Here is a 26350-nt window from a genome sequence, read left to right as displayed (position 1 = left end):
CCCCGTCGCCAGGGCGGACACCGGTGCGCGCTCGGTTACGGGCGCGGGTCGATGGGTGCGAGCACGCCGAAGTGACGCTCGATCACCTCGGCGGCCTCCAGGCACCGGTCCTCGCGGTACATCTGACCGATGAGCTGGACGCCCTGTGGCATGCCGTCTGCGAACCCGGTGGGCACGCTCACCGCAGGCACGCCGACAAGGGAGGTCACGGTGCACAGGGCGCCTGCCAGCATCATCTGGGCATGGCTCTCGGCGTCGGTGTCGTCGGGGAGCAGGTCGGCCCCGGGGACGGGCTGGGGGCAGGTGGCCCCGAGGAGCAGCGGGTAGGTGTCCAGGAACTTGGCCCAGTCACGTTGGATGCCGAGGCGGGCGCCGGTCTGCCCGAGGAACTCGGCGAGCTCGGTGTGCGGGGTGCGTTCCATGAACAGGTCGAGGTGCTGGGCGCCCTTCTCGGAGAGCAATTTCCTGATGCGGGGCCACTTCACGCCGAATTCGGTCATGATGAGCTTGCCGTAACACTCCAGGGTCTCGGGCAGCCGGGGGATCTGTACCTCCTCCAGGGCGTAGCCCGCCCGCTGCAGCACGGTGGCTGCCTCGTCGATGGCGGCGCGGATCTGGGGGTGGACGCCGATTCCGGCCGGGTCGGCCACGATGCCGACCTTGAGAGGGCCGGTGGGGCGGGGGCCGTATGCGGGTACCGGGACCGCCCGCGGGTCCTCCAGGTCTGCGCCCGCCAGCGCTTCGTAGGCCGCGCGCAGGTCGGCGACCGAGCGGGCGATCGGGCCGTCGACGGGGATGAGTTGGGAGGCCAGCATCGGCTCCTGGCCCATGATGCGGTGGTCGGCGGCGAAGCGGCCGTAGCTCGGCTTCAGCGCGGCCACTCCGTTGAAGGCCGCGGGCATGCGCACCGAGCCGCCGGAGTCGTTGCCGAGCCCGAGCGCTGCCATGCCGACCGCCACTGCCACCCCGTCGCCGCTGCTGCTCGCGCCCGGGGTCTTCGACCGGTCCCAGGGGTTGTACGTCCTGCCGTACAACTGGCTCGCGGGGTCCGAGGAGATCGCCAGGTCGGGCATGTTGGTGTGGCCGATCGGGATCGCTCCCGCGGCACGGAGCCGGCGCACCGGCGGGGAGTCGGCCTCGGCCACGTGATCGCGGAACTTCCGCACGCCGTGCGTGGTCGCCCACCCCGCTACGTGGATGTTCTCCTTGACGGTGAAGGGCACTCCGGCCAGCGGGCCGAGCTGTTCTCCCACCGCGCGGCGCCGGTCGATTGCCTGCGCGGTTTCGAGGGCGCTGTCCGCCATCAGTTGGGTGACGGCGTTCACGGCCGGATTCACTGCCGCAATGCGCTCCAGATGGCTTTCCACCACCTCGGCCGCCAAGACCTCGCCACGGGCGACGGCCGCGCCCAGCTCGGTCGCGTTCAGCTTCCACAGTTGAGTGTTCATCGCATCGCCGGGCCGCTCGCTCCGCCCTCGTGGTGAGCGCACGCCCCTGCCCCTTTCTCTCGCCATGCCGTGCCATGCCGTGACATCGGCTGCCCAGTCGTTCCGATGCGCTTGCATCACATCCTATGCTGGAAAGCGATGCAAGCGCATTACTACGCGAATGACGGGGAGAGCCCATGCCCAGGCAGGTGGACCACGAGAAACGGCGACGCCGGATCGCCGAGGCGGTGTGCGCGCTCGCTGACAGCAGCGGCCTGGAGGGCGTGACCCTGCGCGATGTCGCCACGCGAGCCGGTGTCTCGATGGGCGCAGTCCAACGCTGCTTCCGCACCAAGCAGGAGATGCTCGTCTTCGCGCTCGACCACATCGGCGAGCGAGTGACCGAGCGGGTGACCGAGCGAGCACAGGACCGCACCGTCACAGCACCAGGCTCGACCAGCTCGGCCCTGAAGCACGTACTGGGCGAGGTCGCCCTGGTCGACGAGGCGCACCGGACAGAGGCCCGGGTCTGGCTCGCGTTCGTCGCGCAAGCCGCCGTGGCGCCCGAGCTCGCCACCGTGCTGCGCAACCGCTATGCCGAGTTGCACCCCCTGCTCGTGCATCTGCTCCGCGAGAGCCGCGCGGACGACCCGGCCCCGCGTAGTGGCGCAACCCCCCGCGCGGGCCACGATCCGCACCAGGCGGCACACACGCTTCTCGCCCTCGCCGACGGTCTGACCACCCACGTCCTGATCGGCTACCTGACCCCACAGGCCGCGTTGGGCCTCCTCAGCTTCCAGATCGACGCCCTCATGACAGCGAGTCCGCGGGATGCGCCCCTGGCCCCGCAGGGTCGTGGGCCATCCACCGCCGGCGGCTAGCCCTGCTCACCTTCGGCCTCGCTGCCCCAGCCCAAGCTGCGGGTGCAGGCATCAACGGCGGCGTGGACATCGGCGCCCTCATGAAGAACATCGACATGGGCGCGGTGATGAAGATGTTGGGCGGCGCCAACAGGGGGCTCGGCTGAGGCAGGGGTAGTTCCAACCGCACCCGACGCGGCCTCTACGGGGCGAGCCGGCCTATGGCATCAGACCGCGTCCGTCGCCACACCCTCCCGCCGACATGACGCCCCCGGCAGTGCCCGGCGGTGTTCCCGCGAGAGGATGCGGTGACCGTCTGACCCAGGTGTCGGCCTGGACGTGGGTCGAGCGCAGCGTGGGTTGGTCCCCGACTGCGCCCGCCGCGCCACTCCCCATCTCACGGCACCATGACAATGACTATTAGTTCAAAGTGGTCTTCGACTTCGGCGGAAGTGCCGGGATCGACCTTGGCGGTTGCTCCGGTGTCGCTCTTCACTGTCACGGGGGCCAGCGTGTTGTTGGTGACGGTGGTGGTTCCCGAAGCTTTGGCGGTGGGGCCGGGAGTGGGGAGTGGTGTGACGCAGAAGTCCCCTGCGGTGGAGGCGATTTCGACCTGGCCGGAGCTTCATGCGCGCCTTGACGAGGCCGGGTCCTACAGGGTGTCCCAGTGGGGGTGTCCGTGGACCTGTGTGGCGAGGTCAACTGCGCGTTCCCGCAGCTGGACCTCGCGCTGCTTGTCGTCGTCGGTCCAGCCGGGTGACGGGTCGTGGTGCCGGTCTCGCCAGTAGCCTTCGCGGGTTTGTCGTGCCAGCCGTCGATTGCTTCGGGGGGCTCGGGGTGCTGGTCGAGGAAGGTCTTGAGGTCGGCGTTGGCCTTGTCGAGGTCGTGCTGTAGCTGCACCCGGTCGTCGGGGTACTCGTTGCTCACTCCGCGGGATGATACTCGGCCGGTCGAACGTGGGTGCGCATTGGCGTGGTGGGCGCGGTTGCGGTCTGAGGCTGGAATACAGAAGGCTCCCGCCCCGTTGGGCGGGAGCCTCGCATGGCCTCCTTGGTCAGCGGTGTTCGTAGCCCTGTGATTCCCCTGTTTCGTCCTCGTGGTGGTGGCGGTGCTCCCGGCCGTGCTCGTTCTCGTCACTGTCTTTGCCGAACGAGTTGATACAAGTGTTGCCGAAGCATGGATTCCACATGCTGCCTCGGTAGCCGGCCCCGTTGCCGCCTCGGTAGCCGCCCCCGTAGCTGCCTCGGTAGCCGCTCCCGATGCTGCCCTGGTGGCCGCTCCCGTTGTTGCCGGGGGTGATGCCGGACGGGCACGGGGGCATCGAGCAGCGAGGCGCCAGGGCGGCGGAGGTTGACGCGGCTGTTCGGGGTGTCGATGCGGGGGTTCCTGTCGCGCCGGCCGCACCGGCGGCTGTCATGACGAGGATGGGTGCTGCACACGCCGCGGCAGCCACTCGGCGCATCCTGGCCTTCCGTGTGCGCATGGTGGCACCCCTTTCCGGGGAGCGAATCAATGATCTTGGGTCGTGGTGACGCGGTCCGGTGGCCATGCCCGCTCTGCAACAAGACGTTCAACGTCAGCTTCGTTCTCCTCGCTCCTGGCCGAGGTCGGGAGGGCCGAACGGACCAGGGTGCGTGAGCCGAGTGGGCAACGTCCACGTCTGTGCTGCGTACTCTCCGTGGCAGGGGAATCACTCGACGGTGACGCCTGCTCCCGTGACCTGCGGGAACCGCAAACAGTGAAGGCCACGCCGGCGTCATGTAGCCCCGGACTGGTCGATCCACAGATGTTGGCCGTTGGGGCTAACGGTGAGCCCGTGGCGTTCGATGCCGGGCCTGCCGACTTCAGTCCATTGCTGGTACGCGACCTCGACTTCGTCCCAGAGGCGTCGTGGCCCGTGCTGCGCGACGTGGAAGGTGTCGGTTTGCCGCCCGTCGTAGTGGATGGCTGCCCATGAGGTGGCGTGGTCGTCGGCGACCCAGAGCCGGGTGTGCGCTTCGGAGGTGTCGGTGTCCCAGGAGTGCCAGATGTCGGGGACGCGGATGCCGATGGCGAAGTGTGCGTCGAGGTCGTGGCCGGCGACGTTCCAGGGCGAGAGGGTGCTGGTCGAGGTCTCGGGGGTCTGGCCGTCTCGTAGGAGGTCGCGTTCGAGTTCGACGTCGGGGCGCTGCCCTCGCATGACCATGTAGGAGCCGTAGGGGGCGAATTGGCCGCTTGCAGTGCCGTCGGCGTCCGGGGTGAGGGTGATGGTTCCATAGGTGGTCCACGCGGTGCTCCAGGGCGTGACGATGCGCGCCCCGGGGGCTGTCTGCTGGATCCAGGCGGGCGGGACGGCCCGGACGGAGCAGGTGGCGATGATGCGGTCGTAGGGGGCGCCGGCTGGGTGTCCGTGTGCGCCCTCGCCGGTAATGACGGTCGGTGCGTGTCCGGTGGTTTTGAGGTTGACGCGGGCCTGCTGGGCAATGGTGTCGTCGACCTCGATCGAGGTGACGTGCACGCTGCCGAGGCGGTGGCTGAGGAGTGCGGCGTGGTAGCCGCTGCCGGTGCCGATTTCGAGGACCTGTTGGCCGTCGGTGATCTGGGCCTGCTCCAGCATGCGGATCACGGTGCTGGGCGCCGACGCTGACGATGTGGGCTGCTGGAAACCATCGTCCTCGATGGCGAGTTGGGTGACGAGGGGCGCGTCGCTGTACGCGACTTCCCGCCAACCAGCGGGGTCCGTTGCGCGGTCGCAGGGGGTGTATCCGCCGTTGCCGTCGCGGAGCCAGATCCGGTCGGGCAGGAAGTGGTGCCGCGGTACGTGGCGCAGCGCCTCGGCCCATTCTGTGGGCACGGGGTGGCCGAGTTGTTCGGCAAGGTCGGCGATGAGCCGTTCGGCTTCGGAGTGCGCCGGGGCGCTGGCCGGCTTCACTTCGGGTCGGGCTTCGGCTGCGGCTCAGACGGCGGGATCGGCCGACCGGGCTGCTGCCCGTCGTCGCCAATCGGGGATCGATGCTTCATGTCCATCGGGCACCCCCTGCAGTGGTCTGCGTCTGCGTGAGTGACGCTACCGCCACTGACGGTATGGATGTCATGCGGTCGGGAAGCGTGCTCCCGTATCTATCGACAGGAGAGCTCAATGCGGGTACGCACCAATTTGATCGCTATTGCCCTGACCGCCGTTGCCGTCCTGGCCACTGCGGGAACAGCTGTCGCCGACGACAACGACGCACCCCACGGCACCATCGTCCAGACCGCCGACTCAGGTCCGGATTCCGACCAGGGAGCACGCCATCCCGGGCACAGCAGTCCAGACTCCGACCAGGGGGCTCGCCATCCCGGGCACCGCAACTGGAGCAACGAGGACCGGACCAGCTCGGACGACTCCGGCCCCATGGCCATGGACTGAGAGCATCTGCGCCTCAAATCCAGCAGCGACGGTCGGCGGCCTCGCCATTCCGCACCCGCAGTTGCTGTCCGTGGTCTCCGGTTCGGCACCTGCACCGTTCGGGGCGGGTGCCACGCTCACGCAAAAGGCCCTCACCACCGTGGGGGCCTTTATCGTGCCGGGGGCTCAGCCGACGTAGTTGAGCTCAACGAGGGTGATCTCGTTCTCGCCAATGTAGATCACTCCTGCGACCCTGCCGCGGGCAATCGTGCGCATGATGCCGTCGTCGATGCCGTAGGGCTCGGAGTGTGCGAGCGGGTCCTCAAGGGCGTCGAGGAGGCACACCAATGTCGCGGCGCGCACCATCAGGGAGGGCCTTGTAGGTGGCGTGGAGGGCCGGGTCGAGGTGGAGCCGGTGAGTCACGCGGCGCCTCGGCGGCGGCTGGCCTCGGCGTCGGCGCGGAGTTCGTCCGGTGTCACGTCGATGAGGCTAGCGGTGTAGCCGGTGGGGAGTTGGCCGTTCTCCCGGACGAGGGTGCGGAGTTGCTCGACGCGGTCTCGGCCGGCCTCGAACTGTTCACTGAAGGCGACCCAGCGGTTGCGGATCGCGGGCAGTTCGCGCACGTCGGTGAAGGTGACCTCGCGCATGAATGTGGCCCGGAGTTCGGAGTGGGGTAGGGCGTGGGCGATGCTGTCGAGGGTCCACGGCTCGCTGGTCATGCCGCCCTCCCGATGTGGAATCACCATTCGTGACGCACGATAGCGCGCTGTTCAGCACGTCAGCCGAACGCATATGCCACAGGCATGCGCCATCATTGGATGCCGCAACCGTGCAGGTCAGGGCCCGTCTCACAGATCATGAGCGAATTGGATGACCGCCTGCTCGGACTGATCGACACCGTGGTGGACGTGGACGAACAACGCCTGCCGCTCCTGACCCTGCGCGAGGCACGCGCCGCGGTGGAACTGCTGCAACTGCTGGCCGCCGGGTCCAGCGAGGGCGCGTTCGCGGCGCGGCACCTCGCCGGCAACCTGGCCCGTCGGCTGCCGGCCGACGGTTGAACGTGGTGGCTGCTCGGTAGCCACCCGGACGGCGTAGCTCGTGCAGAAGGGGAAACGAGACCGTGCCGAGAATGAAGCATGAGTTCTTGGGGCCATCCCACGCCGGAGCCGACGCCTGGTCCTGCCGCTGAGCAGAAGCCGGACGGCTCTCGCCGGAGCCCTGCCAGAGACTGGCTCTCCACACTCATCGCCGGCGGGGCCGTGCTCGTGTCCATCGTGAGCTTGAGTCAGTCCCGGGACGCCCAGAAGGCTGCGCAGCAGGCTCAGCAGCGCGAGCGAGCCGCAAACGTCGGGTTCTTTTCTCAAGCCGGTCTCCAACCGCCTCACATGTACATCGTCAACCGGAATCCCTTCGACATCAAAGACGTGACCATCAGCTTCGGTGACGGCAGCTACCACGCGGTCGGCGTCGTGCCTGCGTGTTCCATCTGGCATCTCACCAACTTCACCGAGAACGTCAACGGTTCAAACTACACGTTGAGGTTTCCGGCAAATTTGAACTTCACGGACGAAGATGATCCACCTGGCCATTGGGTCGTCGACTCTCAGGACAGAGTGCAGCAGATGAAGGGGAAGCCGTCTCCCCCGAGTGGCTTTAACTTGACCAGCTATTTCGCCGGCCACGTCCAACTTCAGTTCCTCAACGCATGCGTGTGAGCCCATGCCCCGGGCCCCATCAATGGACTGAGCTTCCCGCGGAAGCCCCACCCGATGATGCCGAGCGGGGCAGGGGGCGTCACAGCTTCTTGTTGGCGATGGCGAGCAGGACGTCGGCATGGCAGGGCAGCGATTCGGAGCACCAGCACATCATGATGCCCGAGGCTGACGGTCGCGGCAGGCGCCGATGGACGCGTGGTTCATGGCTGATTCCGAATCGATCTCCCCAGATTCTCCCCAGAGCGCCGAAGCCGTATGACATAGGGCCCGGACCGCCGGATCGGTCCGGGCCCTTCGGCTTCCTCAACTGGCAAGCGCATACCTTTTGACCTGTGAGAACTCAAGGACAGAGGCGTGTGCGACAACTCCCGCGAAGGGCCCCTGCTGGCTGCTGTCCAACCAGTACGGCTGGCACTGGGTCCTGAACAACCAGTCGGACGGCGCCCATGCGCACCTGTGCACGGGGTCCGGTGGCGCCGGCTGCAACTACGACATGGCGGCGCAGAACGGCGTCTGGGCCGACCTGACACCCGTCAACTCGATTACGCTCGACCGGCCCTGAGGCGAAGCCGCGCGGCTGAGCCCCAAGATGCCGTCAGCCGCCCGGTGTTGCCGGGCGGCTGACGGTCCGCGACAGGTCGGAGAACGGCGGGGCGGGCCGCTGCGTCACGCCCCGCCGGGAGTGGCCGGTGCGTCCGCGGCCGTGTCGCGGGACTGCCCGAGCAGGCGGGTGCGGAAGAGGTCGAGCACACCGTCCAACGCCGCGCGGGTCGGCTGGCCGGGTTCGTCGATGAGGTGCTCGGTCAGTACGGCGTGCGGGGGCGCCGCGGCGGCGGGGTTCGCGGCGGCGTCGTCCAGTTCGACGGCGAGGAAGGCGTCACCGAGTTCGCGGCGCAGGAACGCGAACCGGTCGCCCGGGACGAACCAGTCCCCGCGGAACCGCAGCCCCATCACCTGGAGCCCGTCGCGCTCGCAGCGGCCCCGTACGACGGCGAGGTCCTCGGCGGAGATGTCGATGCGGCCGGCGCGGCTCCTGGTGACGGGCAGCGGCAGGGACGGCTGGGACAGGACGGGGGCCACAAGCCGGTCATCGGTCGCCATGGCCAGGGCGAAGCCACCGGTGAAACACATGCCGACGGCGCCGACGCCGGGGCCGCCGCACCGCTCGTGCTCGTCCGCGGCCAGCGCCCGCAGCCAGGTCACCACGGGCGAGCTCTTCCCGATGGCCAGCGCGGTGAACTCCCGGCTCACGCACACCTTCCGCATCGAGGCGGCGACATAACGCCCGCTCTTCAGCAGGCCGTTGGCGGGGTCGGCATCGCGGCCGGGCACGCCGAAGAGCACGGGGAGCACGGCGGTGCAGCCGATCGCGGCCACCCGCTCCGCGAACGCCAGCACCTTGGGCGTGATGCCCGGTATCTCCGCCAGCACGATCACCGCGGGCCCCGTGCCGCGCCGCAGAATCCGGCGGGTGACGCCGTCGTGCGTGAAGTGCTCGCGGTCGAAGCCGCTCAGGTCGTGATCTGCCATGGGATACCGCCGTCCTGGTCAGTTACCGCTAGGGGCTGTCCGACCCTGACCCATCGGACAGGCCCCGGGGTCCTGATCGGCAGCTGCGTACCGGTCCGGGGCGCCTCCCCCGGTCCGGCGCACAGCACCACGAGGCTACCCGCCGGTTGCCCTGCGTCCGCGATCAGTTCGCGCAGAGAAGATCGGCGGGGTCGGGCGGGGCCTCGCCGTCAGCCCGGCTGCGACAGCCCGCCCGCCAGCGACGGCTGGGCCGGCAGCGGCAGTTCGGCCGACTGTGTCGCGGTGGCAAGGCGGGTGAGGGCGGCGGCTGCATCGCTGCCCTCCTCGGCGCTGAAGACATGCACCACCAGGCCCGTCTCACCGGGTGCGGCCGGTACGTGCAGGGTCTCGTAGTCGAGGGTGAGCGGTCCGGCCACCGGGTGCCGCAGCCGTTTGCGGCCCGCCGCGCACATGACCACCTCGCCCGAGGCCCAGATCCGCCGGAACTCCGCGCTGTGGGTGGAGAGTTCGGTGATGAGGGCGGCCAGTTCCGCGTCGTCCGGGTAGCGTCCCGCGGCGACGCGCAGCTGGCCCACCGCCTCGGCCGCCCGGTCCTCCCATTCGGGGTGGACGTCCCGTGAGGCGGGGTCGAGGAACAGGAACCGGGCGTTGTTCCGGTCGCGGCGGACCGGATCGGCCAGGCCGCCGATCAGTTCGGCGCCCGCGCGGTTCCAGGCCACCACGTCGAGGCGGTGGTCCGTGGCGAAGGCCGGGAAGGCGGCCAGGCCGTCCAGCATCCGCCGGAGCAGGGGGCTGACCCGGGTGGTGGGCGCGGGGCCGCGCCGGGTGCCGGCCAGGGTGGCCAGGTGCCCGCGCTCCGCCGCGTCGAGGCCGAGCGCCCGGGCCAGTGCCTCCAGCACCTCGGGGGACGGCTGGGTGGCCCGGCCCTGTTCGAGGCGTACGTAGTAGTCGACGCTGATGCCGGCGAGCTGCGCCAACTCCTCGCGGCGCAGCCCGCGCACCCGCCGCCGGCGGCCGCCGGCGATCCCGACGTGTTCCGGTGCGACGCGCCCCCGTCGGGCACGCAGAAAACCGCCGAGCGCCCGGTGGGTGTCGCCCACCCCCTCGATCCGGTCGGGTCGGCTGCCGGCGATCCGGTCGGGTCGGCTGCCCGCGATCCAGCCGGTGTTCGCCGGGCGGTTGCCGACGCCGGCGGGGTGCTCACTGCGGTCCGCGTCCACGCTGTCCATCGGTCCAGTATGGGTGGCCCTCGCAGTACCAGGACTCCGGTTCCGCGGGTCGAAGAGGGTACTGGCTGCCGCGTCGCGCCCGGGAGAACGTAGCGGCATGACCGAGGCAACACCGCGGCAGCGGAAGAAGATCCTGATTGTCACCGCCCACCCGGAGCCCGATTCGCTCAATGCCGCGCTGACCGGTTTCGCGGCCGGCGAACTGCGCGCGGCAGGGCACGAGGTGCGGGTGTCCGACCTCTACGCGATGAAGTGGAAGGCAGGGGTGGACGCCGACGACTTCCCGGACCACGCCATCGATCGTCGGCTGGATGTGCTGGCCGTCTCGGGGCAGGCCACGCTGGCGGGGCGGCTCGCGCCGGACATCGCGGCGGAGCAGGAGAAGGTGCGCTGGTCGGACGCGGTGATCCTGCAGTTCCCGATGTGGTGGTTCTCGGTGCCCGCGCTCCTGAAGGGCTGGATCGACCGGGTGTTCACCTTCGAGTTCGCGCACGGCCCGTCGGTTCCCCCGCCCTACAGCGAGGGCGCGCTGGCGGGGCGGCGGGCGCTGCTGTCGGTGACGATCGGTGCCCGCGAGTCGGCGTTCCGCGAACGGGGCATCCACGGCGCGCTGCCGGACGTTCTCTTCCCGCTCCAGCACGGCCTGTTGTGGTTCACCGGCATGGCGCCGCTGGAACCGTTCACGGTGTACGACGCGATCGACGTACCGGAGGGGCGGTTCGCGGCGGCGAAGCGGGAGTACGGGCAGCGGCTCGCCGGGCTGTTCACGGACGAGCCGGTCCCGTTCCGGTCACTGGTCGGCGGCGACTACGGGCGCGACATGCGGCTGCGGCCGGGCGTGGCGGCGCCGGGCACGAGCGGCCTGGGAGTCCACCTCCGTCCGCGGGGCTGAACGCTCGGAGCCGGGCGCGTGACGTGGCCGCGGCCCCGCGGCCACCGGTCGGACCGGGGTACCACGGGGCCGCGCCGTCGCTCCGGTCCGGCCGTCGGCCGGGTACCGGTGAGTGGGCCGGGTCAGACCGCGAACCACACCCGTTCGATGCGTTCCGCGCCGACTTCGTAGAGGGCCACGGCGGCGCGGACCTCGCCGCCCATGAAGCCGGTGACCTTCTCCTGGTCGATGACGATGCGGCCGTGGACGACGCGCGAGACGAGTTCGGCGTGCAGGTCCGGGCTGGCGGCGAAGACGGCGCGGTAGCGCTCCCGGAAGGCCGGGCCCGAGCGGTCGGTGAGGACGTCGCCCGAGGGGAAGGCGTGGACCGGTACGTCGTCGACGTAGTAGGTCAGGAACGTGTCGAGGTCGCCCGCGTTGTAGGCGGCGAGCTGGCCGTCGACGATCTCTTCCGGAGACATGACTCCCTTTCTCAGCCGGCCGGCACGAACGTGCGGCGGCGGGTGCAGGAGATCATACCGGCTCGGATCCGGCCGATTCGGGCGGCCGGCGCGCGGCGGGACCGCTCGGGGTTCCGCGGCAGCGGGGCGGTGAGCCGGAAGGCCGGCCCGCACAAGAACCACGCCCAGAGCGGCACTTGCCCCCCGCACCCGCACGCCCCGGGCCCTGCCCCCACAAGAACGACGCGCAGCCGACCCGACGCTGAGCAGGCGGCCCGGTGATCGCATCCGCAGCCCGGCATCGCGGTGACCGGAGACGCCGCGCCGCACCGCCCGGGGCCGTTCGAGCGGATGCGGTCGCGGTATGCCGCACGGGGCGGGCGGGCCGACGGGCCCAGGGGACGTGCCGGGCTACACGCCCAGGGACTCGGCCACTCGGGAGATGTGGTGGTCGGCGTCGCCGAAGGCCAGGGCCGTTGCGGTGGCGTGGCGGGTGTAGAGGTGGAGGTCGTGCTCGGCGGTGAAGCCGATCGCGCCGTGCACCTGGTGAGCCAGGGCGCACACCTGCTGGTACCGCTCGCTCACGTACGCCTTGGCCAGCGACACCTCCAGCGCGGCGGGGCGGTGCCGCGCCAGGCGGTGGGCGGCCTCGTGGGTGTTCAGGCGGGATCCGAGTACGGCCACGGCCATGTCCGCGCAGTGCTGCTGGACCGCCTGGAAGCTGCCTATCGGGCGGCCGAACTGCTGCCGGGTGCGGGCGTGGGCCACCGTCATGTCGAGTACGGCCTGCGCCCCGCCGGTCATTTCGGCGCAGAGGGCGGCGGTGCCCAGGGCGGCGGCCGTCTCGGCCACCGCGCTGCCGCCGCCGACCGGGCCGACCACATGGGACGCGGGGACGACGGTGCGGGTGAAGTCGACGCCGTATTCAGGGGTGTTGCCGACCACGGTCAGGCGCCGGCGGCGGATGCCGGGGGTGGCCGTCGGCACCAGCAGCGCCGTCAGCCCGGCTGCGGCGCCGGTGCGGGCCATGACCAGGATCGCGTCGGCGGTTCCCGCATACGGGACGAACAGCGCCGTTCCGTCGAGGTGGAAGCCGTCGTCGGACGGGGTCGCGGTCACCGTCGAGCCGGGTGCGCCCCAGTGGCCGTGCGGCGCCGCGCGGGCGTACGTCAGGATGCCGCCGTCGGCCACCGCGGCCAGCCACCTGGCGCACTGTGCCGGGCTGCCGTGGCGGGCGAGGGGCAGTGCCGCGCATGCCACGGTGGTGAGGAGGGGGCTCGGGATCTGGTGGCGGCCGAGTTCCTCGCAGAGCAGGCAGAGGTCGGCGAAGCCGGCGCCGAGGCCGCCGTACCGTTCGGGCAGGACGAGGGCGGGCCAGCCGAGCCGGGTCATCTCCTTCCAGAGTTCGGGGGCGTGCCCTGCGGCGGTCTCGCGAACTGCCCGTGCGTGGGCGGTCGTTCGCCGGTCCGTCAGCAGCGCTGCGGCGGCTGCCCGGATGTGTCGCCGGTCCTCGGTGGGCGTGGGGTCCATCGCTTCTCCGGTGTCGGGGCGTGGGGGCGGGGGGTGAGCGGTTCGGCGCCGGGGGCGGGATCAGGAACGGGGCAGGCCCAGGCCGCGGGTGGCGATCACCCTGCGCTGGATCTCCGTCGTGCCGCCGAGCAGGGTGGCGGCCACCGCGTCGAAGCGCATGTGCGCGAAGGCGGCGTCCATCGGTGCGCCGTCGCGCTGCCACAGCTGCGCGTACGGGCCGAAGGCTTTGGCGCCGGTGTGCGCGAGCCGCTGGTGCAGTTCGGCGCCCAGCAGTTGGCAGACGGATGCCTCGTAGCCGGGGACCGCGCCGGCGGCCTGTCGGGAGGCGGTGAAGCGCGCCACCGCGTACTGGGTGCGCAGCTCGATGTAGCGCTGGGCGATCTCGTGCCGCAGGACGGCGGTGTCCGCGCGCAGGACGTCCTGTCCCTCGGCGGAGCGGAGGTGGGCAAGGAGCCGGTGGAGGATCCGCTCGAACTTGACGGTGGCGCCGATGCCCGCGCGTTCGAAGCCGAGCGCCGCCATGGCCACGTACCAGCCGTGGTTCTCCTCGCCGACCCGGTCGGCGACCGGCACCCGCACGTCGTCGAAGTGGATCTCGGCGAACGGGGCGGCTCCCCGCATGTCCTGGAGGGGGCGGATGGTGACGCCGGGGCTGGTGGCGTCGACGAGCAGGAAGGTGATGCCCTTGTGCCGCGGTGCGTGCGGATCGGTGCGTGCGAGGACGAACAGCCGGTCGGCGTGCTGCGCCGAAGAGGTCCACACCTTCTGCCCGTTGACGAGGTAGCTGCCGTTCTCCTCCGAGCCGGTGTCCTCGCGGACGGCCGTGGTGCGCAGGGAGGCCAGGTCGGAGCCCGCGTCGGGCTCCGAGAAGCCCTGGGCCCACACGGTCTCGCCGCGGGCGATGCCGGGCAGGTGTGCCGCGCGCTGCGCGTCGCTTCCGTACTCCACGAGCGTCGGTCCGAGCAGCATCGCGCCGATGCCGTTCACGGTGGGTACTTCGGCCCGCATCATCTCCTCGCGGAGGATGAACTCCCGCATCGGGGAGAGCCCGGCACCGCCGTACCGGACGGGCAAGTGCGGTGCGATCCAGCCCCGTTCGGCGAGGGCCGCCGCCCAGGCCCGGGCGCCGGCGCGCCGCTCGGGGTCCGCGGAGCGCCGGTCGGCCGGCCAGTCGTAGCCCCAGACGTCCTCGGGCTCCAGGCTGTGCTCGGCGTCCGGGTCCGGCCGGTAGGAGGAGGGGAAGCGGTCCCGGATGAAGGCGCGCACCTCCTGCCGGAACGCGCGCTCCTCGGCGGTCTCTTCGGTGGTCTCCTCCGCGTTCACCGCGCACCCCCGGGCCGGAGCAGGTGCTTGGCGACCTTGTCGGTGGCGGTGCGCGGCAGTTCGTCGAGGAACTCCACATAGCGGGGCACCATGTGCCGGGGGAGCCGCTTGTGGCAGAACTCGCGCAGTTCGTCGGCGTCGAGGCCGGAGCCGGGCCGCGCGACGGCGAACAGTTTCACGTCCTCCTCCTCCAGCTCCGACGGCACGCCGACGGCGGCGCACTCCAGCACGGCCGGGTGCAGATTGACCTCGCATTCCAGGTCGAAGGCGGAGATGTTCTCGCCGCGCCGGCGGATGGCGTCCTTCATGCGGTCGAGGAAGTAGAAGTAGCCGTCGCCGTCGCGCCAGACCCGGTCGCCGGTGTGGAACCACATGTTGCGGAAGCAGTGGGCGGTGGCTTCGGGAGCGCCGTAGTACCCGCCGGTGATGATGTGCGGCTGCCTGGGGCGGAGGACCAGCTCGCCCGGCTCCCCCGGCCCGACCTGCCGGTCGAGTTCGTCCACGACGGCGGCCTCGAAGCGCTCGTGGTGCGCCTGTCCGCAGGAGCCGAGCCGCCACTCGCCGTACGGGCTGCCGGTCGCGATACCGGCCTCGGTGCTGGTGTAGCACTCCGCGGAGCGGACCCCGAACCTGTCGCGCAGCGGTTTGTCGAGGGCCGACTTGCCCATGTAGAAGACGTCCAGGGGGTGGTTCCTGTCGTCCTTTGTGGGCTCCTGGTTCAGCAGCATGGGGATCATCGAGAAGACGCTGAGCGCGACCTGGGCGCCGAAGTACCGTACGTCGTCCCAGAACCGCGAGACATGGAACCGGTCGGCGACGGCCAGCGGGCTTCCCGAGAGGAGCGCGGACAGCGCCCCGTCCCACAGGCCGGCGGCGTGGAAGAGGGGCAGCGGGCAGTAGGCCGTCTTGCCCCATCGGTCCAGGAAGTCCAGCGAGTCCAGGGCGCAGGTCAGAGCGAGCGCGTGGGAGACCATGGCGCCCTTCGAGGGGCCCGTGGTGCCCGAGGTGTACATGATCGCCTGGAGGTCGCAGAACGCCACGTCGGCGCGCGGGGTGTCGGCGCCGTGGGCCAGCAGGGCGGACAGCGCGACCGCCGGCTTGCCCAGGGCGCCGAACAGCACCGGGGAGGCGTCCCGGTGCCGCACGACGATGTGCTCCAGCCCGGGCAGGCAGGGCGTGAGGGCGGGCAGTTCCTCGGCGTACGGGGCGTCGACGACGAGGTAGCGGGAGTGGGAGTCGGCGAGGGTGCGGCGCAGAAGGTTGCCGCAGAGCGCCGTGTTCACCGGGACGGCGACCGCGCCGAGCCGGCTCAACGCGAAGACGGTGTAGAGGAGTTCGGGGCAGTTCGGCAGCATCACCGCGACGTGGTCGCCGCGGCGGACGCCGAGCGCCAGCAGTCCCTGGGCCACCCGGTTGGTCATCCGGTGGACGTGGCCGAAGCTGAGGTCGCCGTCGCGGAACTTCAGGAACGTCTCGTCGCGGTGACTCCGGGCCCGCGTGGCGAGGAGGTCCCCTATGGTCAGTGACTCCAGTGCGATGTCACGCATCGATGCCTCCGTCGTGCCCGGCGGTCCGGGCGGCCGAACTCCCGGCGGGGTGGGGCCGGTTCGCGACCGCCGGTGCGTGGTGTTCGGGTTCGGTCGAGCCGGGCGGCCGCTGTCCGACGAGTGCGGCGTCCCCCTCGCCGCCGTCGCAGGTGGTGAGGGTGTAGCCGCGTCCCCAGGCGGTGTGGATCTCCAGCCGCAGCGGGGTGAGCCGGCGGCGGATGCGCATGATGTGGAGGTCGAGCGCGTTGCGGCTGGCGTGCCGGTTGTCCTGGCACAGCCGCTTCCGGAGGGATTCGCGCGGCACCACCTCGCCGAAGTTGACGGTCAGCAGCCGGACCAGTTCCGCCTCGGTCGGGGAGACGGTCACGGTGCGGGAGCCGCGGCGGATGACACCGTTCGGTTCGACCTGCGGGGCCCAGTGGCCCACGTTCCGGGCCTGGAGCGTGGCGATCCGGGCCTGCATGTCCTCGTTCCTGGTGGGCAGCCGGATCCAGTCCTCGCGGACGTCGGCGCACACGGGCGCGTCGGTGCCGTCGTCGATGACGAGCAGCCGCAGGTGCCCGGACTGGCGGCACCACTCCCGTTTGTGTGCCTCCCGCGGCCAGCGGATGATCTTCACGCAGGGATGGCAGTTCGTACTGTTCAACATCGCTCCCCCTCGGCCTCCTGCCGGTACCTCGGATCGGTGTCGCCCGCGGGCGCCGTGGTGCGCGGCGCCGCGCTCGGCCCGTCTGCCGTCGTCATGGGGTCACACCACCCTGCGTAAGGTGGTGCGGAAGCGGTGTGCGGCGGTGACGTAGTCGTCGACGATGTCCGCGACGGCTTCCATGGGGAACAGCGTGTTCGGCCGGTTCCGCGCCGGAACTCCCAGCGCGATGCTGCCCGTTGGGACATGTCCGTCGAAGGTGACGACCGCGCCCGCCGCGACCATGGCGCCGGTCTCGATCACCGCGGAGTTGAGCACGATCGAGCCGGAGGCGACGAGGCAGCCGTCGCCGATCCGCGCGCCTTCGATGTGGACGCAGTGCCCGATCACCGTGCCGGAGCCGATGACCGCGGGCGTCTCCGGGGCGGCGTGGACGACGCTGCCGTCCTGGATGTTGGTCCGCTCGCCGACCTCGACCCGGCCGTCGTCGCCGCGCAGCACCGCGTGCGGCCATACGGACGCGTGGGCGGCGACGCGCACGTCGCCGATCACCGTCGCGTCGGGGTGGACATAGGCATCGGGGTGGATCTGTGGTTCCAGATCGCCCAGGGCGTAGAGGGGCATGCCGGAACGCTCCTTTCGTTCGGGGGGAGTTGAGCGCATGCGGAAGCGGGCAGGGCCGGGGGACGGCGGGGCGGGGTGCGTCAGTCGTAGATCCGGTAGACGACCTCTGCGACACATGCCGGTCTGGGCCGGCCGGCGACCTCGACGGTGGCGTGCACGAGCATCTCCATGGCCCCGCCGCGGACTTCGGTGACCGCGCCGACCTCGGCGTGCAGCCGCACCCGGGCGCCGACCGGCAGCGGACCGGGCAGCCGGAGCCGGTTGACCCCGTAGATGACGTTCATCCGGATCTCCCGGAACTCCAGCAGCCGGTCGACGAGCGTGCCCACCAGCCCCAGGGTGTGGAAGCCGTCCGCGACGGGCCCGCCCAGCGGAGCGTCGCCGCCGTCCTCACCGCCGGGGTGGGTGTGCCCGTGGGTGGCGTGGGCGAAGGCCGCCACATGCTCGCGGTCGACCGGCACCCACGGCGTACGCCCCAGGTCCGTACCCGGGAGACCGGCAAGCTCGGCGAGGCCGTGCACGGTGGTCGTCATCGGGTCTCCCGTGCCTCTCCGCACCTGGGTGACGGTGCGTCAGGAGACGCTGGGGGTCCGTCGGGTGGGCCGGCGGGGGCGGTGCGGGGTTCGGGCAGCCGCCAGGCCAGGGCGGCCGGTACGAGCAGGACGCCGATCAGGGTGGCGAGTACGGCGCGGACGCCCCAGGCGTCGGCGAGCAGGCCGAAGAGCGGGGAGAGCAGGCCGCCCGCGGAGAGGGTCACGCCGAGGGTCAGCCCGCTCGCCGTGCCGACGCGGGTGGGCAGATAGTCCTGCGCGAGGGTGACCTGAGCGGCGAACGGCACGAACAGGACGGTGCCGTAGACGAAGGTGCAGACGAGGACTCCGGTGAGGTCCGGCATCAGCACGACGCCGGTGACCGCGAGGACGGAGACCAGGTAGCCGTAGCGCAGGGCGGTGCGGCGGCCCCATCGCTCGGCGCTCCACCCGCCCGCCAGCGTGCCGACGACGCCGCCCGCGGTGAACGCGGTGAGGGTCGCCGACCCGGTGGCCGCCGAGACCCCGAAGCGGCTGATCACATACAGCGCGGCGAGCGCTCCCATGACGACGTACGGAATCGACCAGAACACCGAGATGACCGAGAGCGCACCGAAGGCCCGCCAGTCGTCCCGCCGCCCGGCCGGCGACTGCTCCCTCTCAATCTCCGTGTTTTTGGCGGGAGTTACCGTCTCCACCTGCCAGGAGCGGCGGATCAGCAGGCAGACCAGGCCCATCGCGGCGGCGGGCAGGGCGAGCATCCAGGTGCCGGAGATGCCGGCGGTGTTGATCACGACGGCCACATAGAGGGGGGCGACGGCGACGCCGATGTTGCCGCCGACGGCGAAGACGCTCATCGACCGGGTGTCGCCACCGCCGAGGGTGCGCGCCGCCATCGCGCCCGCGGGATGGTAGGCCGCCAGGCCGACTCCCGCCAGGGCGACCGCGCACCAGGTCCACCCGTACGCGTCGCCCAGGCCGGACAGGCCCACGCCGACCCCGGCGGTGACCATGCCGGCCGGGACCAGCCAGTTCAACGGCCGGCGGTCGGCGAGCAGTCCGACCAGCGGCTGTATCAGACTGGACAGGCCGGTGGCGGCCAACGTGATCCCGGTGATCAGGGTGTAGCTGTATCCGCGCCCGGCCTGGAGGAAGGGCAGCAACGCGGGGATGGCGCCCTGGTACATGTCGTTGACCCCGTGGGTCACGGTGAGCAGGCCGAGGTCTTTCTTGTTCTTCACACGTCGCCCCGTTGGTTGGTGGTGGGTGTCCGGTCTCGGCTCATCGCCGCGTCAGGCCCGCGCTCCCGGGCCGGCCGCGCTGTACGGCTCGCCCCTGGCCACGACGAGGCGCACGGCGCGCAGGGCCGACAGGTCGGCGCGCGGATCGCCGTCGACGACCAGGAGGTCCGCGTCGAGCCCGGGTGCGATCCGGCCGGTGGTGGCGGCCAGTCCCAGGGCGCGGGCGGAGTCGGTGGTGGCGAGTTCGATGACGCGCTCGGCGGGGAAGCCGAGCCAGGCGTAGAGCTCCAGCATGCTGACGTAGTCGTCGAAGGCGGCCTGCGGGATGCCCGCGTCGGTGCCGGTCAGCAGGGGCACGCCGAGGCCGTCGAGCCAGCTGAGCCGGTCGTAGAAGGCGCGGGTGGCGGCTGCCCCGTCCCGCTCCAGCCTGGTCCGCCAGTCGTGGCCGCACAGCGAGCCGCAGACCGCGATCCCCTGGCGCGCCATGGCCGTGGCGACGTCGGTGCGGCGGTCGACGCCGTCCGGGCCGTCCAGCCACAGGCAGTGCTCGACGGTACTCACCCCGGCGGCCACGGCGGACGCGATGGACCGCGCACCGTGGGCGTGGGCGGCGACCGGAAGCCCGTACCGGCGTGCCTCGTCGACGGCCGCGGCGAGCTGCCCGGTGGAGAACTGGGACTCCCACATCGCCGCCCCGCCCTCGGTGATATGCCCGCCGCTGGCCATCACCTTGATGACATCGGCCCCGGCCTCCGCGTTGCGCCGCACCATCGCCCGCAGCGCGGCCTCGTCGGCCACCTCGCCCCCGAGGAACCAGCAGTGGCCGCCGGGCGGGGTCAGCGGTGACCCGGCGGCCAGGATGCGGGGTCCGGGCACCCGGCCGGCGGCGACGGCCGCGCGCAGCCGTATCGCGGCGGCCCCCCGGTCCCCGAGGTCGCGGACCGTGGTCACCCCGCAGGCCAGCAGCGCTCCCGCGCGCCGGGCCATGGCCTCCAGGAGCGTGGGCGGGTCGCTCTCCAGCAGCGCCCGGTACGGTTCCGGGCCGGCGTCGAAGCTCAGGTGCACATGGGCGTCGATCAGGCCCGGCAGCAGCGTCGCGCCGGGGAAGTCCCGGCGGGCCGCGGACGGCGGGGCCTGCGCCAGCACCTCCTCGCGCGGGCCTGCAGCGGCGATCCTCCCGCCCTCGACCAGGACGGCCGCGTCCGCGGTGTGTTCCCCGACGGGGCCGGGCAGCAGCGTGCCCACCGTGATCAGCATGCGCGCTCTCCGGTCCACGCGCGGGGCACGGAGCCGTCGCGCGTTGCGGCGCGCACCGGACGGCCGGCCGCCGGACGGGGCGCGGCGCCCGCGGGAGCGTCCACGGCGCGCACCAGGCGGTCGAGCAGTTCGTCGAGCAGGGCCGCCGAGGTGGCGAAGTTGACGCGCACGAAGCCGTCGCCGCCCGGTCCGAAGCCGGGCCCGGGGCCGAGGTCGACGCCGCCGCGCTCCCGGAAGCGCGCGGCCGGGTCCGCGCCCCATCCCAGCGCCCGGCAGTCGAGCCAGGCGAGATAGGAGCCCTGCGGCGGGTGGTGGCCGATCTGCGGCAGCCGCGCGGCCAGCCCGGCGGCGAGCCGGTCGCGGTTGCCGGTCAGCCGCCGCCGTACGGCGGTCAGCCAGGTGTCCCCCTCCGTCCACGCCAGCAACGAGGCGTACACGCCGAGGGCGTTGGCGGCGCCGTACAACTCGACGGGCTGTTCGTCCAGCGCCCTGCGCAGCCGGGCGGGTCCCAGGTGGCCCACCGCGCAGCGGACCCCGGCGAGGTTGAACGCCTTGGTCGCCGAGGTGAGCGTGACCGTGCGCCGCTCGGTCTCGGGGCCCAGGGAGGCGAACGGGGTGTGGCGGTGCGGGGCGTGGGTCAGATCGGCGTGGATCTCGTCGGAGACGACGAGCAGGTCGTGGCGTTCGGCGAGTTCGGCGAGTTCCCGCAGCTCGGCCCGGTCGAACACCCGGCCCGTGGGGTTGTGCGGGTTGACCAGCACCAGCGCCCGGCAGCCGTGCTCGACCACGTCCCGGGCGAGCCTGCCGGGGTCCCAGGTCCAGCCACGGGGGCCGTCGCGTAAGGGAATCGGGACCAGCCGGCGGTTCAGCCGGGCCAGGCCGTCGCGGAAGGGGCCGTAGAGGGGGGTGTGCACGGCGACCGCGTCACCCGGTTCGGTGCCCAGATGGAGGGCGAGGTGTACGCCCTGGGTGACGGTCGCGAACTCCCTTGCCCAGGAAGGCCGCGGGTGCCAGTCGTGGCGTTCCGCCATACGCGCGGCGAAGACGTCTCTCAGGGGGCTGCCGTCCGGCCAGTACGGATAGCCGAGGGCGCCGTGGGCGAGCCGGCGCCGCAGCCCCTCGCGTATCGGCTCCGCCACCGGGAAGTCCATCTCGGCCAGCCCGGCGGGCAGCACGTCGGCGGCCGCCTGCCGCCACTTCTTCGTCCCGATGCCGGAGCGGAGCGTGTCCGGGTCCACATCGTCGACGGGGTCCAACTCGGCTAAGTCGGCCGGCGAATCGGCCGCGCCGATCTCGCTCGCGTTCATGGTGTCCTCCCCCGGTCCGCGCCCGGTGGGCACGGGAGCGCAGCGCGGCAGGTGGCCGCGCCGGATGTGCGGGTGGCCCCCTCAGGGCCTCGGTCGCACTCCGTAGGTCATGAGCTGTAGGGATTTCGCGTACTGCGGTCGTCGCGGACGCTAATCGAATGCCCCGGGTCAACACTGGAAATCTTGCGGAAATCTGTCAAGGGCAAACAGAACTTTAACTCCTGACACCCCCAAAGACCGCCGGCACTTCGGCCGCCCGTCGGGCACGAAGACGTACACCTATCAACTCATCCGGCACCGGAGGTGGTTGGCGACACGGGCACCAAACACCCCACGAGCAGCGGGCATTGCCTGGATATCGATCCTTCTGCACGCCGATATGGCGGCCAACCCGGAATACCGGGAAACGCACTTACCGGGAACCGTTCGATGACGAAGAGTACGCGCGGGAATACGACCCGCGGGATGGTTCACGCGAACCGCGGGTCACCGGTTCCGCTCTGGGCGCCGGCATCTGACCGAATTTCGCCGTCGCGGAAAATCCGGTCCAGATGGTGCCGCAGCACCGCGACCGCGGACTCCGGGCTGCGCTGGCCGACCAGGATGCTGGTGCCCAGCCCGGCCGAGAGGGCGAGCAGGCCGATCGCCTCCGTCCGCGTGTCGATGTCGGCCGCGATGAGCCGGGCCTCCTGCGCCTGCCGGAGGAGGCTGGCCAGGGCGTCCTCGGCGGCGTCGGGGTTCGCGATAAAGGGCTGGGCGGCGAGCGCCTCGTCCGTGACGGACAGCACCGCGTACGAGGTGTAGACGAGGTGGAAGGTCCGGCTCTCCTCGTCGGTGGGCAGCGACTCCAGCAGCAGCGCCTCGATCACGGCACGCGGGCCGGGATCGTCCCCGGCGGCCCGGACCCGGGCGGCGGTGCGGGCGCCGAACCCGGCGGCCAGGTGCTCCAGTCCATACAGGAGCAGCTTCTCCTTGGTTTGGAAGTAGTACTGCACCAGCCGGAGGGAGACGCCCGCTTCGGCGGCCACGTCGCGCATCCCGACACCGTGCAGCCCGCGTCGCCCGGCGACCCGGACGAGCGCCTCGGCGATCTCGGCACGCCGTTCCTCATGGTCCACACGCTTCGGCATCAGCCGCGTCTCCACCCTTGCTCTTCCGGCCAGTTGACCCGTCGGCCCGGCGGTCCGCCGGCACCGGCACACCTTCATGATACGCCGGTACCATCATCATGGTACGGCCGTATCACAAAGATGGAATCTCTCCGGAGGTGTCACACGTGCCCGAGACCATGACCCGCGAGCGCGGCCCGGCCGACGTCGGCCGCTATGTGAACGAGACCCTGCGCGACCAGTACTTCAGCGCCTGCGACGCGGTCTACGCCCTCGGTCCCGCTCCGCGCGCGGAGCGGGACGTGGAGACCCGCTTCGGGACCACGCACGTCTACGAGTACGGCCCCACCGAGCCCAAAGACGCCTCCCGGACCCCGGTGGTGCTCATCCACGGCGCGGGCTCCAACTCGTCGATGTGGTACCCGAACGTCGCCGCCCTCAGCGCACGGCGCACGGTCTACGCGCTCGACACCCCCGGCGATGCCGGGCGCAGCGTCCACCGCGAGCCGATACACCGCCCCGAACTCGCCGCGCAGTGGATGGACGAGGCCCTCGCCGCACTCGGGCTCGACCGCGTCCACCTCATCGGGTCCTCCTACGGCGGTTGGCTCACCCTGAACCAGGCGCACCAACGCCCCGGCAGACTGGCCTCGGTGACCCTGCTCGACCCCGGCGGCCTGGAGAAGGTGGGGCTCCGGTTCTTCGTCTGGATCTTCGTCAGCCTGTTCGCGACCTTCGCCCCGGAGCCGCTGCGCCGGCACCTTGCCGCCTGGCTGGACCAACCGGTCCTCGTCGTACCGGAGTTGCGCACGATGGTCCGGCTCCGCGTCCGCGCGTTCCGCATCCGCCGGCCGGCGCCGCTCCCGTTGACCGACGACGAGATGCGCACCATCCGCACCCCGCTCCACCTGCTGATGGGCAGGCGGAGCCTGCTCGTCCACCCGAAGCGGCAGTTGGCACGCGTACCGTCCCTGGTGCCCGGCGCCCGCGCCGAGATCCTCTCCGGCACCGGCCACGGGCCGCAGATCGACCACGCGGACCTGGCCAACGACCGGATGCTGGACTTCCTGGACTCCGTCGACTGAACGCGGGCGCGGACCGTGCCGCGTCGTCGGCGCCACCGCACACGACGCGGCACCACCGCGCCCACCCCTCCCCAGAAGGTCCGCTGCCCCCTCACGGCCGCGAGCGGCGGACCAACCGCCGGCTCTCAGGAGCGCGGAGACTCCGCGCCGTCCTCGGCGCCGCCCCTGCGGCGGGCGCGCCCCCAGCCGTCGCCCGAGGCGAACGCCGCCACCAGGTCGGCGCCGCGAGCCGCCAGCAGGCGCCGTCGCTCCCAGCGCGACCGCGGCCGGACGCTTGCCGGCGTGCCCCGCTGTGCGAGTGCCAGAGCGGTCAGACGCCGGCCGGCCTGGGCGAGGTCGGCAAGGATGCGCTCTCGGTGACGCTCGTTGCGCGCACCTCGCAACGCCGCGCACAGGCCCTCGATCTCCGCCACGGCCGCCCCGACACGCAGGTTCATGCTTCCTGTCGCCGTCATCCCGCCCCGCGCCACCTACAGCCTCCTTTGTATGGACAGTCACCCAGCGCACAACACTTGCCCACATGCGCAACCCCGCAACCCTTCTGGGGCGGCATTCCACGAGGCGTCGGCGGCCGGGCGGCTCCGGGCGCATGTCCGGGGTCACGGGGGCGCCTCGCCGGAGCGGCGGAATGCCGCGCCCGCCGGGGCGGTTGCACCTACGTGGGGCACGAGTCGGCCCCACAAGGCAGCCAAGATCCTGGGAAACCGCTTCCCGGAACGTCAGCCGTACGACGCCGCGGTCCTCAAGCCCCTGAGCTGAGCGGCTCCGTCGGGATCATCGACCGCCCGGCCCGGACGACGCGACCGGCGCGACCAGCGCGACCCGTCGTACCGCCCGTCCGGCAGCGCTTCGCCGGGGAACGGGGGCACGGTCGCGGTCATGGCGCACCGCGGCCCCGTGCCCGCCCCTCGGCCCGCGGGATGCCCGGCCCCCCGGACACGCCGCACAACTCGGCCGCGGTGCGCCAGAGTTCTTCCTCCCGGTCCTCGTCGTAGGACTCCGCGGAGGACCGGTCCACGGAATGGCGGTCGATGTAGGCGCCGGTGGGACCCGGACGGGGGCCGGCCGCGACCTCGGCGAGCAGGCGGCCGGCCCGGGCGGGGCTCAGGGCGAGCGGGGTGGCGGTCAGCGCGTGCAGAACGGTACGGGAGAGGAGCTGGACGGCGGGGCCGGCGTCGCGGACCAGGCCGGTGCCGGGGACGTAGCCCGGGTTGAAGGTGTAGGCGTCGATGCCTTCGGGCAGTCGACGGGCCAGTGCGTGGACGAGGTAGAGCACGGCGAGTTTGCTGGTGGAGTAGGCGGTGCGGCCTTCGGAAGCGGTGTGCGCTCGCTTGTCGTGGTGGGGTGCGGCGAGGGCCTGGACGCTTTCCCAGCGGGGTGCGGGGACCATGCCCATGTTGTGGCGCAGGTCCCCGAAGTGCGTGTCGCTGCCGACCACGACGATTCGGCTGGGGGCGGTGAAGTGCTCCCACAGGAGGCGGATGAGGAGCCAGTTGGCGAGGACGTTGACCGAGAAGGTCAGCTCGACGCCGTCGGCGTCGGTGCGGGTCCGGGTGGTCAGCTGGAGGCCGGCGTTGCCCACGAAGCCGCACAGCGGCGGCAGGTCGCCCGCGGCCAGGCGGCCGGCGATCTCGTCGGCGGCCGCCCGGATGCATTCCCGCGCCGCCAGATTGCAGCAGACCGCGGACACGTGGGGACTGCCGGTGGCCTCGGCCAGCTCGGCGGCGAGGCGGTTGCCGCTGGTTCCCCGGGACGTCACGAGCAGATGGAGGTCCGGGTTCGCCCGCAGCAGATGCTCGGCGGCTGTTCTGCCCAGTCCGCGACTCGCCCCGGTCATCAGCAAAGTGCGCATTGCCATGGTGTCTCCGGTACGTCAATCCATCGGGGGCACTGCGTACCGTAAGGGATCGCATCGTTCCGGTCGACGGCTCTTTCGCGTTGTTGTGAGGGGGGTGCCAACGGGTTCCGGCCGCCGTCGTGCCGTGACGGGACCGCCGCGGCCGGGCCCCTGTCCCGCAGGTGGGACAGGACAAGGGCTCGGCCCGCGCCGCTCACGCCTCTTGCCCGGCCCCCAGCAGGCTTTCCACGGCAGCCAGTTCCACGCACAGGGCGAGCCCTTCCAGCGCGTCACCGAGCTCCGCCGGGCCGGGGTGGCTCGGGGCGAGGCGGATGTTGCGGTCCCTCGGGTCCTTTCCGTACGGGAAGGTGGCGCCGGCGGGCGTCAGCGCGATACCCGCCTCACCGGCCAGCCGGCGGAAAATCCGGGTGCCTCTGGGTGCCGCCGGCTGCCATGATGTTGATCATGAGCGGTTACGTTGCCGACCCTGCCCGACTCGGTGAGACCCGGCTGTCCGACGGCCGACGGCTCGGGTGGGCGGAGTGGGGGCCGAAGGACGGCGTGCCCGTACTGCTGTGCCCGGGTGCGGCGACGAGCCGGTGGCTGGGCTTCGGCGCCGGCGTCGTCGAGAAGCGGGGCGTGCGCCTCGTCTCCGTGGACCGCCCGGGACTCGGGGCGTCCACGCCGCACCCGGGGCGGACGTTCGCCGATTTCGCCGGTGACATCCGCCAGCTCCTCGCGCTGCGCGGGCTGGGACGCGTTCCGGTGGTCGGCGGTTCGCAGGGGGCGCCGTTCGCGCTGGCCTGCGCCACGGCGGGGATCGCGTCCGCGCTGGCCGTCGTCTCGGGGG

At 71.8% G+C, this 26350-nt stretch carries 28 protein-coding genes; 8 read left to right on the top strand and 20 right to left on the bottom strand.

Annotation, left to right across the window (positions count from 1 at the left end; translation table 11 throughout):
* Window positions 1-35: 35 nt before the first annotated feature.
* Window positions 36-1448 (bottom strand): amidase, encoded by a 1413-nt coding sequence (locus ACO1BR_RS40675; RefSeq protein WP_426800145.1) that lies wholly within the window; start codon window positions 1446-1448, stop codon window positions 36-38.
* A gap of 176 nt (window positions 1449-1624) precedes the next feature.
* Between ACO1BR_RS40675 and ACO1BR_RS40670 the strand changes: the two genes are divergently transcribed.
* Window positions 1625-2308 carry a TetR/AcrR family transcriptional regulator gene (locus ACO1BR_RS40670; RefSeq protein WP_426800144.1) on the top strand — a complete coding sequence of 228 codons (684 nt, stop codon included), beginning with the start codon at window positions 1625-1627 and terminating at the stop codon, window positions 2306-2308.
* A 1735-nt stretch (window positions 2309-4043) separates the two neighbouring features.
* Here the strand turns inward: ACO1BR_RS40670 and ACO1BR_RS40665 are convergent.
* Complete coding sequence (locus tag ACO1BR_RS40665) at window positions 4044-5198, bottom strand: methyltransferase domain-containing protein (protein ID WP_426800143.1); 1155 nt, start codon at window positions 5196-5198, stop codon at window positions 4044-4046.
* A 207-nt stretch (window positions 5199-5405) separates the two neighbouring features.
* Here ACO1BR_RS40665 and ACO1BR_RS40660 point away from each other — a divergent pair, with 207 nt between their 5' ends.
* Window positions 5406-5675 (top strand): hypothetical protein, encoded by a 270-nt coding sequence (locus tag ACO1BR_RS40660; RefSeq protein WP_426800142.1) that lies wholly within the window; start codon window positions 5406-5408, stop codon window positions 5673-5675.
* 165 nt (window positions 5676-5840) lie between these two features.
* Here the strand turns inward: ACO1BR_RS40660 and ACO1BR_RS40655 are convergent, their stop codons facing one another.
* Together ACO1BR_RS40655 and ACO1BR_RS40650 are read right to left on the bottom strand one after the other, a co-directional pair.
* On the bottom strand, window positions 5841-6020 hold the full coding sequence (locus ACO1BR_RS40655; protein WP_426800141.1) for a hypothetical protein: 180 nt from the start codon (window positions 6018-6020) through the stop codon (window positions 5841-5843).
* A 54-nt stretch (window positions 6021-6074) separates the two neighbouring features.
* Window positions 6075-6374 carry a hypothetical protein gene (locus ACO1BR_RS40650; RefSeq protein ID WP_426800140.1) on the bottom strand — a complete coding sequence of 100 codons (300 nt, stop codon included), beginning with the start codon at window positions 6372-6374 and terminating at the stop codon, window positions 6075-6077.
* A 138-nt stretch (window positions 6375-6512) separates the two neighbouring features.
* Here ACO1BR_RS40650 and ACO1BR_RS40645 point away from each other — a divergent pair, with 138 nt between their 5' ends.
* From ACO1BR_RS40645 to ACO1BR_RS40635, 3 genes are all read left to right on the top strand, one after another.
* A complete protein-coding gene (locus ACO1BR_RS40645) occupies window positions 6513-6716 on the top strand; it encodes a hypothetical protein (RefSeq protein ID WP_426800139.1) in 204 nt (67 codons plus the stop codon).
* Between the two features lie 78 nt (window positions 6717-6794).
* Window positions 6795-7373, top strand: a complete 579-nt coding sequence (locus tag ACO1BR_RS40640) for a hypothetical protein (RefSeq protein ID WP_426800138.1) — start codon at window positions 6795-6797, stop codon at window positions 7371-7373.
* 325 nt (window positions 7374-7698) lie between these two features.
* Window positions 7699-7935, top strand: coding sequence for a hypothetical protein (locus tag ACO1BR_RS40635; RefSeq protein ID WP_426800137.1), 237 nt, complete (start codon window positions 7699-7701; stop codon window positions 7933-7935).
* A 104-nt stretch (window positions 7936-8039) separates the two neighbouring features.
* Here the strand turns inward: ACO1BR_RS40635 and ACO1BR_RS40630 are convergent, their stop codons facing one another.
* Both ACO1BR_RS40630 and ACO1BR_RS40625 read right to left on the bottom strand, forming a co-directional pair.
* Entirely contained in the window at window positions 8040-8903 is an 864-nt protein-coding gene (locus ACO1BR_RS40630) for a dienelactone hydrolase family protein (RefSeq protein ID WP_426800136.1), read from the bottom strand.
* 209 nt (window positions 8904-9112) lie between these two features.
* On the bottom strand, window positions 9113-10132 hold the full coding sequence (locus tag ACO1BR_RS40625) for a helix-turn-helix domain-containing protein (RefSeq protein ID WP_426800135.1): 1020 nt from the start codon (window positions 10130-10132) through the stop codon (window positions 9113-9115).
* A gap of 97 nt (window positions 10133-10229) precedes the next feature.
* Here ACO1BR_RS40625 and ACO1BR_RS40620 point away from each other — a divergent pair, with 97 nt between their 5' ends.
* The gene (locus ACO1BR_RS40620; RefSeq protein ID WP_426800134.1) at window positions 10230-11024 is read left to right on the top strand and encodes an NAD(P)H-dependent oxidoreductase; all 795 of its coding nucleotides are present in this window, start codon (window positions 10230-10232) and stop codon (window positions 11022-11024) included.
* 122 nt (window positions 11025-11146) lie between these two features.
* Here the strand turns inward: ACO1BR_RS40620 and ACO1BR_RS40615 are convergent, their stop codons facing one another.
* The 11 genes from ACO1BR_RS40615 to ACO1BR_RS40565 form a co-directional block, all read right to left on the bottom strand.
* On the bottom strand, window positions 11147-11485 hold the full coding sequence (locus ACO1BR_RS40615) for a nuclear transport factor 2 family protein (protein WP_426800133.1): 339 nt from the start codon (window positions 11483-11485) through the stop codon (window positions 11147-11149).
* A gap of 390 nt (window positions 11486-11875) precedes the next feature.
* Window positions 11876-12994 carry an acyl-CoA dehydrogenase family protein gene (locus ACO1BR_RS40610; protein ID WP_426800132.1) on the bottom strand — a complete coding sequence of 373 codons (1119 nt, stop codon included), beginning with the start codon at window positions 12992-12994 and terminating at the stop codon, window positions 11876-11878.
* Between the two features lie 60 nt (window positions 12995-13054).
* On the bottom strand, window positions 13055-14317 hold the full coding sequence (locus ACO1BR_RS40605; RefSeq protein ID WP_426800131.1) for an acyl-CoA dehydrogenase family protein: 1263 nt from the start codon (window positions 14315-14317) through the stop codon (window positions 13055-13057).
* A complete protein-coding gene (locus ACO1BR_RS40600; RefSeq protein ID WP_426800130.1) occupies window positions 14314-15864 on the bottom strand; it encodes an AMP-binding protein in 1551 nt (516 codons plus the stop codon). Before ACO1BR_RS40600 ends, ACO1BR_RS40605 begins: the two co-directional genes overlap by 4 nt.
* A complete protein-coding gene (locus ACO1BR_RS40595; protein WP_426800129.1) occupies window positions 15857-16513 on the bottom strand; it encodes a winged helix-turn-helix domain-containing protein in 657 nt (218 codons plus the stop codon). Before ACO1BR_RS40595 ends, ACO1BR_RS40600 begins: the two co-directional genes overlap by 8 nt.
* Window positions 16514-16612: 99 nt before the next feature.
* On the bottom strand, window positions 16613-17134 hold the full coding sequence (locus tag ACO1BR_RS40590; RefSeq protein ID WP_426800128.1) for a gamma carbonic anhydrase family protein: 522 nt from the start codon (window positions 17132-17134) through the stop codon (window positions 16613-16615).
* 80 nt (window positions 17135-17214) lie between these two features.
* A complete protein-coding gene (locus tag ACO1BR_RS40585; RefSeq protein ID WP_426800127.1) occupies window positions 17215-17667 on the bottom strand; it encodes a MaoC/PaaZ C-terminal domain-containing protein in 453 nt (150 codons plus the stop codon).
* A complete protein-coding gene (locus tag ACO1BR_RS40580; RefSeq protein ID WP_426800126.1) occupies window positions 17664-18905 on the bottom strand; it encodes an MFS transporter in 1242 nt (413 codons plus the stop codon). The genes ACO1BR_RS40585 and ACO1BR_RS40580 overlap by 4 nt, the downstream gene beginning before the upstream one ends.
* Window positions 18906-18956: 51 nt before the next feature.
* Window positions 18957-20162: an amidohydrolase family protein gene (locus ACO1BR_RS40575; protein ID WP_426800125.1), complete on the bottom strand. Its 1206-nt coding sequence runs from the start codon at window positions 20160-20162 to the stop codon at window positions 18957-18959.
* Complete coding sequence (locus tag ACO1BR_RS40570) at window positions 20156-21469, bottom strand: MalY/PatB family protein (protein WP_426800124.1); 1314 nt, start codon at window positions 21467-21469, stop codon at window positions 20156-20158. The genes ACO1BR_RS40575 and ACO1BR_RS40570 overlap by 7 nt, the downstream gene beginning before the upstream one ends.
* A 470-nt stretch (window positions 21470-21939) precedes the next feature.
* On the bottom strand, window positions 21940-22599 hold the full coding sequence (locus ACO1BR_RS40565) for a TetR/AcrR family transcriptional regulator (protein WP_426800123.1): 660 nt from the start codon (window positions 22597-22599) through the stop codon (window positions 21940-21942).
* A 146-nt stretch (window positions 22600-22745) separates the two neighbouring features.
* On the opposite strand from ACO1BR_RS40565, the gene ACO1BR_RS40560 reads away from it, so the two are divergent.
* On the top strand, window positions 22746-23663 hold the full coding sequence (locus ACO1BR_RS40560; RefSeq protein ID WP_426800122.1) for an alpha/beta fold hydrolase: 918 nt from the start codon (window positions 22746-22748) through the stop codon (window positions 23661-23663).
* 125 nt (window positions 23664-23788) lie between these two features.
* Here the strand turns inward: ACO1BR_RS40560 and ACO1BR_RS40555 are convergent, their stop codons facing one another.
* The 3 genes from ACO1BR_RS40555 to ACO1BR_RS40545 form a co-directional block, all read right to left on the bottom strand.
* The gene (locus ACO1BR_RS40555; protein WP_426800121.1) at window positions 23789-24100 is read right to left on the bottom strand and encodes a hypothetical protein; all 312 of its coding nucleotides are present in this window, start codon (window positions 24098-24100) and stop codon (window positions 23789-23791) included.
* A 440-nt stretch (window positions 24101-24540) separates the two neighbouring features.
* Window positions 24541-25521: an SDR family NAD(P)-dependent oxidoreductase gene (locus tag ACO1BR_RS40550; protein ID WP_426800120.1), complete on the bottom strand. Its 981-nt coding sequence runs from the start codon at window positions 25519-25521 to the stop codon at window positions 24541-24543.
* A gap of 193 nt (window positions 25522-25714) precedes the next feature.
* Complete coding sequence (locus ACO1BR_RS40545; protein ID WP_426800152.1) at window positions 25715-25912, bottom strand: hypothetical protein; 198 nt, start codon at window positions 25910-25912, stop codon at window positions 25715-25717.
* A 53-nt stretch (window positions 25913-25965) separates the two neighbouring features.
* On the opposite strand from ACO1BR_RS40545, the gene ACO1BR_RS40540 reads away from it, so the two are divergent.
* Window positions 25966-26350 (top strand): alpha/beta fold hydrolase (locus ACO1BR_RS40540; protein ID WP_426800119.1); only part of this gene is annotated, 385 nt, incomplete at its 3' end.

The organism is Streptomyces sp. YGL11-2, from assembly GCF_050054615.1.
Lineage (GTDB): Bacteria > Actinomycetota > Actinomycetes > Streptomycetales > Streptomycetaceae > Streptomyces.
The sequence above is the reverse complement of the archived record's forward strand: the minus strand, read 5'-3'. Positions and strand labels throughout refer to the sequence as shown.